At 67.4% G+C, this 14297-nt stretch carries 12 protein-coding genes; 11 read left to right on the forward strand and 1 reads right to left on the reverse strand.

From position 1 onward, the window contains the following. Positions 1-3 precede the first annotated feature (3 nt). The 9 genes from cobO to cobT all read left to right on the forward strand — a co-directional run bounded on the left by cobO (position 4) and on the right by cobT (position 10242). The gene (cobO, locus tag ACYZGB_RS05230) at positions 4-573 is read left to right on the forward strand and encodes a cob(I)yrinic acid a,c-diamide adenosyltransferase (RefSeq protein ID WP_057223360.1); all 570 of its coding nucleotides are present in this window, start codon (positions 4-6) and stop codon (positions 571-573) included. Between the two features lie 71 nt (positions 574-644). Further along, positions 645-2762 (forward strand): TonB-dependent receptor, encoded by a 2118-nt coding sequence (locus ACYZGB_RS05235; RefSeq protein WP_462387161.1) that lies wholly within the window; start codon positions 645-647, stop codon positions 2760-2762. 28 nt (positions 2763-2790) lie between these two features. Next, complete coding sequence (locus ACYZGB_RS05240) at positions 2791-4335, forward strand: PepSY domain-containing protein (protein WP_462387163.1); 1545 nt, start codon at positions 2791-2793, stop codon at positions 4333-4335. After that, positions 4323-5327, forward strand: a complete 1005-nt coding sequence (gene cbiB, locus ACYZGB_RS05245) for an adenosylcobinamide-phosphate synthase CbiB (protein WP_462387165.1) — start codon at positions 4323-4325, stop codon at positions 5325-5327. Before ACYZGB_RS05240 ends, cbiB begins: the two co-directional genes overlap by 13 nt. Beyond that, positions 5312-6421: an aminotransferase class I/II-fold pyridoxal phosphate-dependent enzyme gene (locus ACYZGB_RS05250; RefSeq protein ID WP_462387167.1), complete on the forward strand. Its 1110-nt coding sequence runs from the start codon at positions 5312-5314 to the stop codon at positions 6419-6421. Before cbiB ends, ACYZGB_RS05250 begins: the two co-directional genes overlap by 16 nt. Then, positions 6418-7212, forward strand: a complete 795-nt coding sequence (locus ACYZGB_RS05255) for a HipA family kinase (protein ID WP_462387169.1) — start codon at positions 6418-6420, stop codon at positions 7210-7212. The genes ACYZGB_RS05250 and ACYZGB_RS05255 overlap by 4 nt, the downstream gene beginning before the upstream one ends. Then, positions 7199-7591, forward strand: a complete 393-nt coding sequence (locus ACYZGB_RS05260) for a DUF3037 domain-containing protein (protein ID WP_462387170.1) — start codon at positions 7199-7201, stop codon at positions 7589-7591. Before ACYZGB_RS05255 ends, ACYZGB_RS05260 begins: the two co-directional genes overlap by 14 nt. A 35-nt stretch (positions 7592-7626) precedes the next feature. Then, on the forward strand, positions 7627-9108 hold the full coding sequence (locus ACYZGB_RS05265) for a cobyric acid synthase (protein WP_462387331.1): 1482 nt from the start codon (positions 7627-7629) through the stop codon (positions 9106-9108). A 63-nt stretch (positions 9109-9171) separates the two neighbouring features. Next, positions 9172-10242, forward strand: a complete 1071-nt coding sequence (gene cobT / locus ACYZGB_RS05270; RefSeq protein ID WP_462387171.1) for a nicotinate-nucleotide--dimethylbenzimidazole phosphoribosyltransferase — start codon at positions 9172-9174, stop codon at positions 10240-10242. A gap of 24 nt (positions 10243-10266) precedes the next feature. Here the strand turns inward: cobT and ACYZGB_RS05275 are convergent, their stop codons facing one another. Further along, the gene (locus ACYZGB_RS05275) at positions 10267-11376 is read right to left on the reverse strand and encodes a GGDEF domain-containing protein (RefSeq protein ID WP_431153077.1); all 1110 of its coding nucleotides are present in this window, start codon (positions 11374-11376) and stop codon (positions 10267-10269) included. Positions 11377-11660: 284 nt separating this feature from the next. Between ACYZGB_RS05275 and ACYZGB_RS05280 the strand changes: the two genes are divergently transcribed. Continuing rightward, positions 11661-12755: an ABC transporter ATP-binding protein gene (locus ACYZGB_RS05280; protein WP_462387172.1), complete on the forward strand. Its 1095-nt coding sequence runs from the start codon at positions 11661-11663 to the stop codon at positions 12753-12755. Positions 12756-12816: 61 nt separating this feature from the next. Further along, complete coding sequence (locus ACYZGB_RS05285) at positions 12817-14130, forward strand: ABC transporter substrate-binding protein (protein ID WP_462387174.1); 1314 nt, start codon at positions 12817-12819, stop codon at positions 14128-14130. Positions 14131-14297 lie beyond the last annotated feature (167 nt).

Genomic DNA, 14297 nt, shown 5'->3' on the forward strand with positions numbered 1-14297 from the left:
ACCATGCAGATCGAAACCCCACCCACCGAGAAGCGCTACGAAAAGCCCGAGGGCGAACGCCGCGGCATCGTCATCGTCAACACCGGCGACGGCAAGGGCAAGAGCACGGCGGCCTTTGGGCTGGCGCTGCGCGCCCACGGCCGGGGCAAGGCCGTCAAGATTTACCAGTTCATGAAGGTGCCCACGGCGCGTTTTGGCGAGCACCGCATGTTCGAGCAACTCGGCCTGCCCATCGAGGGCCTGGGCGATGGCTTCAGCTGGAAGAGCAAGGACCTGGAGCACTCGGCCCAGCTGGCGCGCGACGGCTGGGAGAAGGCGCGCGCCGCCATCCTGTCGGGCGAACATTTTCTGGTGGTGCTCGACGAGATCACCTATCCGCTGATCTACGGCTGGCTTCCGCTGGAGGGCGTGCTGCAGACGCTGCGCGACCGGCCCAAGGAGGTGCATGTGTGCCTCACCGGCCGCCGCTGCCCGCCCGAGATCATCGAGCTGGCCGACACGGTGACCGAGATGCAGATGGTCAAGCACGCGTTCAAGGCGGGCATTCCGGCGCAGCGCGGCATCGAGGACTGAAACCTGTCATTCCCGCAGCTGCTTTGGGGGCCCGTCCTTCCGCCCCTGTTTTTCTTTCGTTCGTCCTCTTCATGCGCAAACACCTCACCCCCCTGTCGCTGGCTGTGCTCGCCTGCACCACGCAGACCGCCATGGCCCAGGTCACCGCCGAGTTGCCGGCCGTCCAGGTCACGGACACGTTGTCCGCGCCCGGCAGCACGCTCTCGCTTGACGCGCCCAGCGCCACGGGCTCGCGCCTGGGCCTCACTGCGCGGGAGACACCGGCCAGCGTGAGCAGCCTGGGCACGGCCGACATTGCCGAGCGCAGCCTGACCCGCGCCCAGGACGTGGCCGTGCGCATGCCTGGTATCACCGAGGCTCCGGCCCCTGGCAATGGCGGCACCAGTCTGGTGGCACGCGGCTTTGCGGGCCACAACTCGGTGGCGCAGATGGTCGATGGCACGCGCCTCATCGTCGCCTCGGGCACCATCACCTACCCGTTCTCGACCTGGCCCATGGAATCGGTCGAGGTGCTGCGCGGCCCGGCCTCGGTGCTCTATGGCGACGGCGCCATTGGCGCGGCCGTGAACTACGTGACCAAGCGTCCGATCTTCGGTGCCCCGCAGCGCGAAGCGTTCTTGAGCGTGGGCTCCTTCGGCACGGTGCAGGGCGGCGTGGGCCTGCGCGGCCCCATCAACGACTTGCTGGCGTACTCGGTCTACCTCGATGCGGAAAAGAGCGACGGCTACCGCGCGCTGATGGACACGCAGCGCCACAACTACGCCCTAGCCCTGGCCGTGCGCGCCAGCCGCGACCTGAACGTCGCCCTGTCACTGGACGGTGGTGTGAACGACGACGCGCGCTACTTCGGCACGCCGCTGCGCAATGGGATGCTGGACGACCGCCTGCGCCGCACCAACTTCAACGTGGCCGATTCGGTGGTCAAGTACGACGACCGCATCCTGCGCGCCAAGGTCGACTGGCAGGCCGCCGCGGGCGTGCACCTGCGCAACGAGACCTACCACCTGACCACCGACCGCCACTGGCGCAACGCCGAGGCCTATGCCTTCAACGCCGCCGGCACGGCCGTGAACCGCAGCGACTACCTGGAGATCCTGCACGACCAGGAGCAGACCGGCAACCGCTTCGACGCCACGTTCGACGGCCACCTGGGTGGCATGAAGAACCGCTTTATCGTGGGCCTGGACTGGTACCGCACAGAATTGGTGCACACCAACAACTCGCCCTATGGCGGCGCGAGCACGGTGGACCCGTTCAACTTCACGCCCGGGGGCTTTGTCAGTCCTGTGCCCACCATCCCCGGCCGACGCTCCAGGCTGCAGGCCACGGCCTTGTTTGCCGAGAACGCCCTTGATCTCACGCCCGAGTGGAAGCTGGTGGCGGGCCTGCGCAGCGACCGCATGGAGCTGGACAACACCGACCTGCGCACCGGCGTGAACCTGGTCAAGAAGTATTCACCCGTCACCGGCCGCCTGGGCGCCGTGTGGTCGCCCAGCGATGCACTGTCGCTCTACGGCCAGTTCGGCACCGGCACCGATCCGCTGAGTGGTGCGCTGTCGCTGCCCGGCGGCGGCAACACCCTCGATCTGACGCGGGGCCGCCAGGTGGAAGTGGGCGCCAAGGGCGCGGTGCCTGCACTGCGCGGCGAGTGGACGGTGGCTCTGTACCAGATCGAAAAGCGCAACCTGCTCTCGCGCGATGCCAGCAACCCCAACATCACCCAGCAGATCGGCAGGCAATCGTCTACCGGCATCGAGCTGGCCTTTGCGGCCGAGCCCGTGCGCGGCTGGACCATCGACGCCAACGCGGCTTTCCTGCGGGCGCGCTACGACGATTTCAAGGAACTGGTCTCGGGCAGCGTGGTCTCGCGCGATGGCAACACGCCCACGGGCGTGCCCCAGCGCACGGCCAGTGTCTGGACGGCCTACCGTTTCCTGCCCCAATGGCAGGCTGGTTTTGGCGCACGCTATGTGGGAGAGCGCCAGGGCAACACCGCCAACACCGCTCAGCTGCCGTCGTATGTGGTGCTGGATGCCTCGCTGGCCTACGACTATTCGCGCAACCTCAAGCTCAGCCTGGCGGTGAAGAACCTGGCCGACCGCGACTACGCACTGGCTGGCACGGCCAACGCGCGCTGGCTGCTGGGCGCACCGCGCTCCGTGCAGCTGACTGCGCGCGCAGCGTTCTGATCTCGGTGAGTCGAGTGAGGAGCGGCGCATGGTGAAGAAGCTCGTCATCTTTGTGCACAAGTGGCTGGGCGTGGTGCTGGCGCTGTTTTTCCTCATGTGGTTCGTGAGCGGGGTGGTGCTCTACTTCGTGCCGTTCCCCAGCCTGACGCAGGCCGAGCGGCTGGCGGCCTTGCCGCCGCTTCAGCTGCCTGCCGATTGCTGTCTGGCCGCGCCCGATGCCGCTCAGCGCGCGGGCTTGCGCCCGACTGGTGGCGGCGAGGCGCGGCTGGGCATGCTGGCCGATGCGCCTGTGTGGCGCATGCTGGCGGCGTCAGAGGCGGGCGCGGCCCCGCGCTGGCACACGGTGGATGCCCGCACCGGGGCCGTGGTGCCACCACTCAGCGATGCGCAGGCCGCCACCTTAGCCGAGGCCTTCAGCGGGCGCCGTGCCATGGGCTCCGAATGGGTGGAGCGGGATCAGTGGACGGTGCCCCAGGGCCTGGATGTGCACCGTCCCTTGGTCAAGGTGTTGCTCGACGGCGACGACGGGTTGGAGCTGTACGTGTCGCCCGGTGCCACTGAGGTGGTGCGCGACACGCGACGTGCCGAACGCTTCTGGAACTGGCTGGGCGCCGTGCCGCACTGGATCTACCCGACGGTGCTGCGGCAGTTCCCCAAGGCCTGGCACCACGTGGTGGTGTGGCTCTCGATCCCCGGTGTGCTGTTGGCCGCCACGGGCATTGCGCTTGGTATCTGGCAGCTGTTCCTGAACCGGCGGCGCTGGATTCCCTATCAGAAGTTCTGGATGCGCTGGCACCACATCCTGGGCTTGGTGGCGGCGGCGTTCACGCTCACCTGGATGTTCTCGGGCCTGATGTCGATGAACCCGTTTGGCGTGTTTACCGGCCGCGCGGTCGACCCACAGGCGCGCACGCAATGGGCGGGGGAGGCTCCGCGCATGGTGCGCGGCCCTGCCGAGGCCGTGGCGCTGGCGGCGGCCGAGGGGCTGGTGCCGCTGGAGGTGGACACCTTGCGCATGGCCGGCCAGGCCTGGTACCGGGTGCGGGGCCAGGGGGAGGGCGTGGTGCAACGCATAGTGAGTGCCGACGGACCCGAGGCCACCGTGGCGCAGGCCGTGCCCGATGCGACGGTGCTGGCTGCGCTGCAGGGCCTGCGCCCGGGCGCGAGGCCGCCGACCATTGAACGGCTCACCCAGTACGACGGCCTGTACTATGCGCGCCACCATGACGCATCCACTTCCTTCCACCGGCCGCTGCCCGTCTGGCGTGCCCACTGGGCTGAGGACGAAGTGACGGTGTACGCCGACGCTGCCTCCGCCCGCATCGTGATGCGTGCCGACGCCTCCACGCCCTGGCGGCGGTTGCTCTACAACGGACTGCACAGTCTCGACTTCGCGCCGCTGCTGGCGCGCCCGGCACTGCGTACCGTGCTGATCGTGGGGCTGTCGCTGCTGGGGGGGGCGCTGTGTATCACCTCCTGTGTGGTGGCCTGGCGTGTGCTGGTGCCGCGTCGGCGGCGGGCTGCACGGCCAGTGCCCGCCGAGCGGACAGTGGGAGGCGCATGGACAGCCTGAGCGCCTTGCTTGCTCCCGGCATGGGCGGGGCCCTGTTCCAGGTGCTTTTGTGGTGCCCGCTGCTGGCCCTGGCGGTGGACTGGTGGCTGGGCGAGCCGCCCGTGGCCTGGCACCCCGTGGTGTGGATGGGCAAGGCGTTGCAGTGGTGGGGCGACCGGTTGGCGCCCTTGGTGCCTGTGGCCCAGGATTTCAAGATTTTTTGGCGCTCTGCGCTTGTCTGGTGTGCCTTGGCAGCTATTGTTTTGATAGTTTCAGGGCTGGCGCAGCATCTGGCGCTGATGCTGCACGGTTTCCTGGCGGCGGCGTTGCTGGCATTGCTGCTCAAGCCCTTGCTGGCCTGGCGCATGCTGCACGACGAGGTGCTGGCGGTGGAGGTGGCGCTGGGTCAGTCGCTGCCCGCAGGCCGCGCGCAGCTCGCACGCCTGGTGAGCCGCGATGTAAGCAGCCTGAGCGCCGTGCAGGTGCGCGAGTCCGCCATCGAGTCGCTGGCCGAGAACCTCAACGACTCGGTGGTGGCGCCACTGTTCTGGTTTGCGCTGCTGGGCTTGCCGGGGGCGGCGCTGTACCGCCTGGCCAACACGGCCGACGCCATGTGGGGCTACCCCGGCATGCGCGGCGGACGCTATTGGCAGTGGGCGGGCAAATGGGCGGCGCGGGCGGACGATGTGCTGTCGTGGCTGCCTGCGCGCATCACGGCCCTGCTGTTGGTGCTGGGCGCCCAAGGTTTGCCGCTGCGCACCTTGGCGCGCCAGGCGCGCAAGACGCCTTCGCCCAACAGCGGCTGGCCCATGGCCGCCATGGCCCTGGTGCTGGATGTGCGGCTGGCCAAGCCGGGTGTGTACACCCTGCACAGCAAGGGGCGCAGGGCGGGGCCGCTCGATACGCGGCGGGCGGCGCGCGCCGGCACCCGGGTGGTGCTGGCCCTGGTGCCGGTGGTGGCGGCCCTCCAGTTGCTGGTGGCCATGGTTTTCTCTGTATGGATGTCCACGTGACGCACCTTGAAACCCAGCCCGTGTGGGTGCCCCAGCACGGCGGCCCGGATGCCGGGGGCGTGCCGCTGTTTGATTTTTCGACCAACAGCAATGCCTGTGGCCCCTGTGCAGAAGCACGCGAGGCGGTGCAATCGGCCGATGCCACGCGCTACCCCGACCCGGCTTATACCGCCCTGCGCGAGGGCCTGGGCGCATTCCACTGCGTGGCGCCGGGCCGCATCGTGCTGGCGACCAGCGCCAGCGAGTTCATGCACCGCTTTACGGCGCTGGCCGCGCAGCAGGGTGCGGTGCAGGTGGCCCTGCCGACGCACAGTTATGGCGACTATGCCCAGGCCGCCCAGGTGCGCGGGTTGGGTGTTGTGCGTGGCAATGGCGCGGCGGCGGGCCTGCAGTGGGCGTGCGAGCCCTCCAGCCCGCTGGGCCTGGCCGACCCCGCAGTGCGCGCCTGGCAGCACGACGGCGCGGAGCGCGGTGGTGACGGGGCCAACGTGCTGCGTGTGCTTGACTGCGCCTATGCCCCCCTGCGGCTCGACCTTGAAGGCGCGTGGACTGGTGTGCCGCCTGCACAGTTGCCAGCAACCTGCTGGCAACTGTGGACCCCCAACAAGGCCCTGGGGCTGACCGGTGTGCGTGCCGCCTACGTCATTGCGCCCGCGGGCAGCGAGGAACTGGTGCGCGCGCTCGTGGCCCTGGCGCCTTCGTGGCCGGTGGGCGCGCATGGCGTGGCCTTGTTGCAGGCCTGGGTGTTGCCCGTGGTGCAGCATTGGCTGGTGTACAGCCTCTCCACCCTGCGCGAGTGGAAGTCGCGCCAGCAGGCGCTGTGCCTGGACCTGGGCTGGGCGGTGCACGCGGGTAGCCTGGCCAACTACTTTTGCGCGCAGCCTGTCAGCACGTCGCTGCCGAACGACCTGGCAGCTTTGCGCGCGGCGGGTATCAAGCTGCGCGATACCACCTCGTTTGGGCTGCCGGGCAGCGTGCGCCTGGGGGTGCTGGCGCCCGCAGCGCAGGATGCGTTGCGGCTGGCCTGGAAGGCTGTCGAAAGCAGCCGTACCATCGCCGACAGCCATTCAACTGGTTCAAAGGACGCCTTGTGAGAACCATCACTGTCAATCGCTACGTCACGCCACTGCGCGAAGGGGGCTCCATGCCCGCCATCGTCGAGGGCGACGACCTGGGCACCTACGTGCTCAAGTTCCGTGGTGCAGGACAGGGCGTGCGCGCCCTGCTGGCTGAAATGAACGCGGGTGGTATCGCCCGTGCGCTGGGCCTGCCTGTGCCCGAGATCGTGCTGGCCCAGCTCGACCCCGCCCTGGCGCAGACCGAGCCCGATCCCGAAATCCAGGACCTGGTACGCGCCAGCGGCGGCCTGAACGTGGGGCTGGATTACCTCTCGGGCGCGCTCAATTTCGACCCGGCGGTGGATGTCGTGTCGGATGATTTCGCCTCGCGCCTCGTGTGGTTCGACGCGCTGGTGGGCAATGTGGACCGAACCGCGCGCAACACCAATCTGCTGATGTGGCACCGCCAGCCCTGGCTCATCGACCATGGCGCGGCGCTGACTTTTCACCATTCGTGGAACGGCACGGTGGCTCTGCCCGCCAAACCTTTTGCGCCCATTGCCGACCATGTGCTGCTGGCCCGGGCCACGCTGCTCGCGCAGGTGGATGCCGAGCTGGCCGCACGCCTCACGCCCGAGGTGGTGGCGGGCATCCTGGCCGAGGTGCCCGACGAGTTCTTGTTGCTGGCCGGTGCCGACCACGAAGAAGGCCTGCTGACCGCTGCCGCTACCCACCGCCAAGCCTATGTGGACTACTTCTGCGCGCGCATTGCCGGGCGCGCCACTTGGGTGAATGCGCTGAAGGAGGCCGTCGATGCACGCGCCTGAGGTGTATGACTACGCCATCGTGCGCGTGGTGCCGCGCGTGGAGCGCGAAGAGTTCATCAACGCGGGCGTGATCCTGTCGTGCCAGCGCACCGGCTTTCTGCAGGCTGCCATCGCGCTCGATGAAGCGCGCCTACTGGCCATGGATCCGCACGCCGACATCGACACCGTGCGCCGCCACCTGTCCGCCATCGTGGCCATCTGCGCGGGCGACGAAGGCTGTGGCCCCATCGCCCGCCTGCCGTACCGCCAGCGCTTCCACTGGCTCACCGCCAAGCGCAGCGCCATCATCCAGACATCCCCCGTGCACACCGGCCGTTGCACCGATGCGGCGGCAGCACTCGACCACATCATGGACCGCATGGTCCGCCCACTGCCTTGACTTCAAACACATCTTCCAAGCTAGCCCGCTGTGTGATGGTGCTGGGCACCACCAGCGGCGCGGGCAAAAGCTGGCTGACCACGGCCCTATGCCGCTACTACAGCAACCTGGGCCTCAAGGTCGCGCCGTTCAAGGCGCAGAACATGAGCAACAACGCGCGTGTGGTGCCAGGCCCTGCTGGTGTGATGGGCGAAATCGGCAGTGCCCAGTATTTCCAGGCGCTTGCAGCCCGCGCCGAGCCCGAGGTGCGCATGAACCCGCTGCTGCTCAAGCCCGAGGCCGACACGCACAGCCAGGTCGTGCTGATGGGCCAGGTGAGCGCAGAGTTGACCGCCATGCCCTGGCGCGGCCGCAGCGAAAAGGTGTGGCCGCAGATCGCCGCTGCGCTCGATGCGCTGCGGGCAGAGAACGACGTGGTCGTGATTGAAGGCGCGGGCTCGCCCGCCGAGATCAATCTGCACGCGAGCGACATCGTGAACATGCGCGTGGCCCGCCATGCCGATGCGCGCTGCCTGCTGGTGACCGACATCGACCGGGGCGGCGCGTTCGCCCACCTGTACGGCACCTGGGCACTGCTGCCCGAGGACGAGCGCGAGCTGATCCATGGCTTTGTGCTAAACAAGTTTCGCGGTGACGCCAGCCTGCTGGCCCCTGCGCCGCAGATGCTGCAAGACCTGACCGGCGTGCCTACGGTGGCCACCATCCCCATGCAATGGCGCCATGGCTTGCCGGAGGAAGACGGCGTGTTTGACGACCGCACCTTGTCAGCGGGCGCCGTGCACACCACGGTGGCCGTGGTGGCGTACCCGCGCATCAGCAACCTGGACGAGTTCCAGCCGCTCAAGAACGTGCCCGGCGTACGCCTGCTGTGGGTGCGCAGCCCGGCCGACCTGGGGGGGCTGAAGCCCACCGACTGGGTGGTGCTGCCTGGCTCCAAGGCCACCGCCGCCGACCTGGCCTGGCTGCGCGCACAGGGGTTGGACCAGGCCATTGCCCATCACTCAGGGCAGGGCGGCACGGTGCTGGGCGTGTGTGGCGGCCTGCAGATGCTGGGCGAGGCGCTGATCGACACCGCCGGCATCGACGGCAATGCGCCGGGCCTGGGCCTGCTTCCGCTGGTCACCACCTTCGAGGTTGCCAAGACCGTGCAACGCACCCAGGCGCAGTTTGGTGCTGTGCAGGGGGCCTGGGCCGCTCTGGCGGGTGTGTCCGTCATGGGCTATGAAATCCACCACGGCCAGACAGCCCAGCACCCCGCCATGGCCGCCAAGGGCGATATGGCGCGTGAGGTGATCCCCGGCATCGCTTGGCAAAACCCGGCGGGCAATGTGCTGGGTGTGTACCTGCATGGCCTGCTCGAAGACCCCGCCGCGTTGCAGGCCCTGTTTGGCCGTGCGGGCGCGGGGCCCGTTCCCACGCTCGACGCGGTGTTCGACGGCCTGGCCCGCATGGCCGAGGCCAGCTTTGCCCCTGGTGCACTGCAGGCTTTGATCGCGCCAGATTCGGCCACTGCCTGAGCGCTGGTGCCTTCGGCCTTCAGCCCTTCCCGTTTCTTTTTTCTTTTCGCTATCTCACACACCATGCAATCACTGGCCCAGTTCACCGTCCCCGCCATCGCTGACATCACCGATGCCCCCCTGACCGCCCGTTTGCAGCACCTGCTGGACAACAAGACCAAACCACTCGGTTCGCTGGGGCGGCTGGAAGCGCTGGCCCTGCGCATCGGCCAAGTGCTGGGCACTGAGGCCCCCGTGCTCACGCAACCGCAGATGCTGGTGTGTGCGGGCGACCACGGCCTGGCGGCCAAGGGTGTCTCGGCCTTCCCCAGCGACGTGACCTGGCAGATGGTGGAGAACTTTCTGGCCGGTGGTGCCGCAGTGAGCGTGCTGGCCCGCCAGCACGGGCTGCAACTCACGGTGGTGGACTGTGGTGTGGCGCGCACCATTGCCGCGCGCGACACGGCACCCGGTGCACCGCGCCTGCTGGTGCGCAATGTGGCGCCGGGCACCCAGGATGCTTCGGTCGGCCCTGCCATGGCGCCTGAACAATGTGCACAGGCCTTGCTCAACGGCATGGAGGTGGTGCGCGGCCTGCCGGGCAATGCGTTGCTGCTGGGCGAGATGGGCATTGCCAACACCTCGGTCGCATCGCTGCTGCTGGCGCGCCTGGCGGGCCTGCCCCTGGCGGACGTCACGGGCGCTGGCACGGGTCTGAATGCTGCAGGCATCGAGCGCAAACGCGCCGTGTTGCAGCAGGCGCTGGACGCGAATGCCGAGGCCACCACGCCGCTGGCCGCATTGGCCGCGTTGGGCGGCTATGAGGTGGCCACGCTGGTGGGCGCTGTGTTGCAGGCAGCGCTTGAGCGGCGCGTGATTGTGGTGGATGGCTTTATCACCAGTGCTGCCGTGCTGGTAGCCAGCCGTCTGCAGCCTGCGGTGCTGCAGCGCTGCGTGTTTGCGCACCGCTCGGGCGAGCGCGGCCACAGCCTCATGCTGGCGCAAATGCAGGCCGAACCGCTGCTGGACCTGGGCCTGCGCCTGGGCGAGGGTTCGGGCGCTGCGTTGGCGTGGCCGCTGTTGCAGTCGTCCTGCGCGGTGCTGGCAGAAATGGCGAGCTTTGAATCGGCCGGTGTGGCCACGCAGACGGCCTGACCCAGTGGACTTCCCTGCGTCGTATCAAGCGACGCAGGTCCGGTTGCGCCCCTCGTTCTTGGCGCGGTACAGCGCCGCATCGGCACGTGACAGCATGGCATCCAGCGTTTCGTGGGGGCCGGTCCAGCTGGTGAGCCCGATGCTGACCTCGCAGTCCAGGGGATGGCCGGCGGACAGCGTGGCGTGGATGCGCTGGGCCACGCCCTGGGCGGCGGCAGTGTCTGCGTCGGGTAGCAGCACCAGAAACTCCTCGCCGCCGTACCGCCCCAGCCGATCCGCGCGGCGCAGCACCTGGCGGGTGCATTCTGCAAAATGCACCAGCACCGCATCGCCATGCTGGTGGCCTCGGGTGTCGTTCACGGCCTTGAAGTTGTCCAGGTCCACCATCATGATGGACGGCCCGTTGCCGTAGCGCTGTGCGCGCTCCAGCTCTTCATCGCAGCGCTGCAGCAGCGCTCGGCGGTTCAGTGTGTTGGTAAGGGAGTCGTGGGTGGCCAGGTGTTCCAGCTCGGTACGCAGGCGGTCGGTGGCCATGAGCACCGCGCCGATGGACAGCATGAGCACAGTGATCACATAGGCCCCGATGTACAGCGTCTGGAACAGCGAAGGCTCCATCAGGTCGGCACCGGCATTCCCGGTCACGATCGAGATCAGCCGCACGGCCAGCACCGCCATGTGCAGGGCCAGCACCACCTCCACCAGCCGCACGGGGAAGTTGCGCCCTCCGTGGCGCAGCATGAAGCGCATCTGTGCGATGTAGATCACCTCCATGACCACCGTAAAAAAGCCCACCCGCAGTGCGTAGTGCGGCATCCAGTAAGTGAGCACGATGAACACCAGGGTGGTGCCCACCATCAGCCAGTTCCAGGGCCGCCAGACGGTTGGCTGCCCCATGAAGCTGCGCGTGCCCATGTAGTAGGTGACGGTGCCCAGCACCAGCAGTTGGTTGGCGAGCACCAGGCTGAGCCAGTCTGGGATGAGCCCGCGCGCGCCGAACAGCACGGTGGACACCAGCCACAGCAGCGGCGCTGCGGCCCAGGCACCCACGCCACGGATGGAGGGCGGGTAGTAGCGCCGCATGAACAGCAGCACGATGGCCATGATGGCGGACATGAAGCCCGCCATGGCAATCATCGAGTGTGGGTCGAGGTTCATGCGGCGAGCGCGGAAGGGCTGTACGTAAGAAATTGTTTCTTGATGCCGAGGCCAGTATAGCCACGCACCTGCGTGCGGACGTAGGGTGATTTACTAAATCCCGCAGTGCACCGTGTGCACCACAACGAGCTGCGTGTGGGCCGACTGTGGTGCACAAGCGCTTTGGTGCAGGTGCGATCGCGCACAGTGCTGGTGCATTTTGTATGCAAAACAAATAAAACATTGTGTACAAAGTTGGCACAGGCTTTGCGTACGGCAAGTTCATGCAAAGCCTCACCCCCGAGCCGACTCCGGCCGCCATCGAGATCGTCGCCCTCACCAAACGCTACGCCCAGGGCAAGCCGGCGGTGGATGCGATCAACCTGCGCATTGCCAGCGGGAGCTACTGCTGCCTGCTGGGCCCCTCGGGCTGCGGCAAGAGCACCACGCTGCGCATGATCGCAGGGCATGAGTCGGTGACCAGCGGAGACATCCTGCTGGAGAACCGCAACATCACTGACCTGCCCGCCGCCGCGCGCGGCACGGCCATGATGTTCCAGAGCTTTGCGCTGTTCCCGCACCTGTCTGCGCTGGACAACGTGGCTTTCAGCCTCAAGATGAAGGGCGTAGCCAAGGCCGAGCGCCAGGCCAAGGCGCGTGACCTGCTGGAGCGCGTCGCGATGGGCCACCTGGCCGAGCGAAAGCCCGCCGAACTCTCTGGCGGGCAGCAGCAGCGCGTAGCGCTGGCGCGGGCCCTCATCACCCAGCCGCGTGTCTTGCTGCTGGACGAACCTTTGTCGGCACTCGACCCCTTCCTGCGCATCCAGATGCGCGCCGAGCTGCGTCGCTGGCAGAAGGAACTGGGCCTGACGTTTATCCATGTGACCCACAGCCAGGAAGAAGCCATGGCCCTGGCCGACACCATGGTGGTGATGAACCACGGCGTGATCGAGCAAGTGGGCAGCCCGCATGAGGTCTACAACCGGCCCGCCAGCGAATTCGTGGCGCGCTTCATGGGGGGGCACAACGTGATCGACACGCCCGAAGGCAAGGTGGGCGTGCGCACCGACCACCTGCAGATTGCCCCCGCCAGTGCCGAATTGCCATGGGGTGCCCAGCGCATGCAGGCCGTGGTGACCGACGTGGAGTACCAGGGCACCTACGTGCTGCTGGGCCTGCAAAAGCAGGGCGTGGCCTTGTCGGCCAACGCCACGGCGGCCTATTCGGTGATGGTGTCTGAAGCCGCCTTTGCCGCGCAGCCCTACCAGGTGGGGCAGGGCGTGCAACTGCACTGGACGCCCGACCAGGCACACCCGCTCTCCCAGCCTGCTGCCGCATCACTGGCGGTGCCTGCTCCCGCAGTAGCCGTCGCCGCCTGACCGCGCCGCCACACCCCCTCTTTTTCCACCCGTCCCCTTCCGCAACCCAAGGAGTTTTCCCATGTCCGATGCTTCCCGTGCTGATTCCCCTGTTGTTGTCTCCGATGCCACTGGCGTTGTCCGTGAAGCCACTGGTGTGGCTCGCCGCTCGCGGCTCAAGGGCACGGCGGGCATCCTGGCCGCTGGCATGTTTCCGGCCGTGCATTCGCAGGAAAAGATCGTGCTGCGCTACCTGGGCACGGCGGTGAACCAGGACAAGGCGATTGCCGAGAAGTTCAAGGCCGACACCGGCATCGAGATCCAGTACGTGGCCGTGACCACCGACGACGTGACCAAGCGCGCCGTCACCGCGCCCAACAGCTTTGACCTGATCGACACCGAGTACTTCTCGCTGAAAAAGATCGTGCCCACGGGCAACCTCAAGGGCATCGACACCAAGCGCATCAAGAACGCCGACAAGATCACCACGCTGTTCACCACCGGCCAGGTGGCCGGCAAGGCCGTGGGTGACCAGGGCACCGCACCCAAGAAGGTGATCTACCTGGAAGGCGAGAAGTCCAAGAAGTTTGCGACCGCGCCCACGCAGTTCATGTCGCTGATCCCCACCGTGTACAACGCCGACACGCTGGGCATCCGCCCCGACCTGATCAAGCGCCCCATCAACTCCTGGGCCGAGCTGCTCAACCCCGAGTTCAAGGGCAAGACCGCGATTTTGAACATCCCCTCCATCGGCATCATGGACGCCGCCATGGTGGTCGAGGCCATGGGCATCTACAAGTACCCCGACAAGGGCAACATGACCAAGAAGGAGATCGACCTCACGATCAAGACCCTGATCGAAGCCAAGAAGCAGGGCCAGTTCCGCGCGCTGTGGAAGGACTTCAACGAGTCGGTGAACCTGATGGCGTCGGGCGAAGTGGTGATCCAGTCGATGTGGAGCCCGGCTGTGACGGCTGTGCGCACCAAGGGCATCGCCTGCAACTTCCAGCCCCTGAAGGAAGGCTACCGCGCCTGGGCCGCAGGCTTTGGCCTGCCCGCCACATTGAGCGGCCGCAAGCTTGATGGCGCGTACGAGTTCATCAACTGGTTCCTGGACGGCTGGGCCGGTGCCTACCTGAACCGCCAGGGCTACTACAGCGCCGTGCTGGAGACCGCCAAGTCCAAGATGGAAGCCTACGAGTGGGCCTACTGGATGGAAGGCAAGCCCGCCACGCAGGACATCAAGAGCCCCAATGGCGACGTGCTGGCCAAGGCCGGTGCAGTGCGCGACGGCGGCAGCTACGAGTCGCGCATGGGCGGCATTGCCTGCTGGAACGCGCTGATGGACGAGAACAACTACATGGTCCAGAAGTGGAATGAGTTTGTAGCGGCGTAGAGGTTGCACCCCCTGAGGCGCTGCGCGCCTTCACCCCTCTCTCGACCCGCTGCGCGGGTCGGGAGGGGGACGCTCCCAGCGCGGCGGGGCGGCCCTTGCGCGGGAGCACTGGTCTTCGGCAGCGCCAGTTTCGACGGCCGTCTTCCGATGGATATCTGATTTGCAAA

The organism is Acidovorax sp. Q11 (assembly GCF_054950075.1).

What these genes read in the sequence shown, in the direction of transcription:
- cobO (WP_057223360.1), top strand. Translation starts at nt 4, where the DNA reads ATGCAGATCGAAACCCCACCCACCGAGAAGCGCTACGAAAAGCCCGAG.
- ACYZGB_RS05235 (WP_462387161.1), top strand. Translation starts at nt 645, where the DNA reads ATGCGCAAACACCTCACCCCCCTGTCGCTGGCTGTGCTCGCCTGCACC.
- ACYZGB_RS05240 (WP_462387163.1), top strand. Translation starts at nt 2,791, where the DNA reads ATGGTGAAGAAGCTCGTCATCTTTGTGCACAAGTGGCTGGGCGTGGTG.
- cbiB (WP_462387165.1), top strand. Translation starts at nt 4,323, where the DNA reads ATGGACAGCCTGAGCGCCTTGCTTGCTCCCGGCATGGGCGGGGCCCTG.
- ACYZGB_RS05250 (WP_462387167.1), top strand. Translation starts at nt 5,312, where the DNA reads ATGGATGTCCACGTGACGCACCTTGAAACCCAGCCCGTGTGGGTGCCC.
- ACYZGB_RS05260 (WP_462387170.1), top strand. Translation starts at nt 7,199, where the DNA reads ATGCACGCGCCTGAGGTGTATGACTACGCCATCGTGCGCGTGGTGCCG.
- ACYZGB_RS05265 (WP_462387331.1), top strand. Translation starts at nt 7,627, where the DNA reads ATGGTGCTGGGCACCACCAGCGGCGCGGGCAAAAGCTGGCTGACCACG.
- cobT (WP_462387171.1), top strand. Translation starts at nt 9,172, where the DNA reads ATGCAATCACTGGCCCAGTTCACCGTCCCCGCCATCGCTGACATCACC.
- ACYZGB_RS05275 (WP_431153077.1), bottom strand. Translation starts at nt 11,376, where the DNA reads ATGATTGCCATGGCGGGCTTCATGTCCGCCATCATGGCCATCGTGCTG.
- ACYZGB_RS05280 (WP_462387172.1), top strand. Translation starts at nt 11,661, where the DNA reads ATGCAAAGCCTCACCCCCGAGCCGACTCCGGCCGCCATCGAGATCGTC.
- ACYZGB_RS05285 (WP_462387174.1), top strand. Translation starts at nt 12,817, where the DNA reads ATGTCCGATGCTTCCCGTGCTGATTCCCCTGTTGTTGTCTCCGATGCC.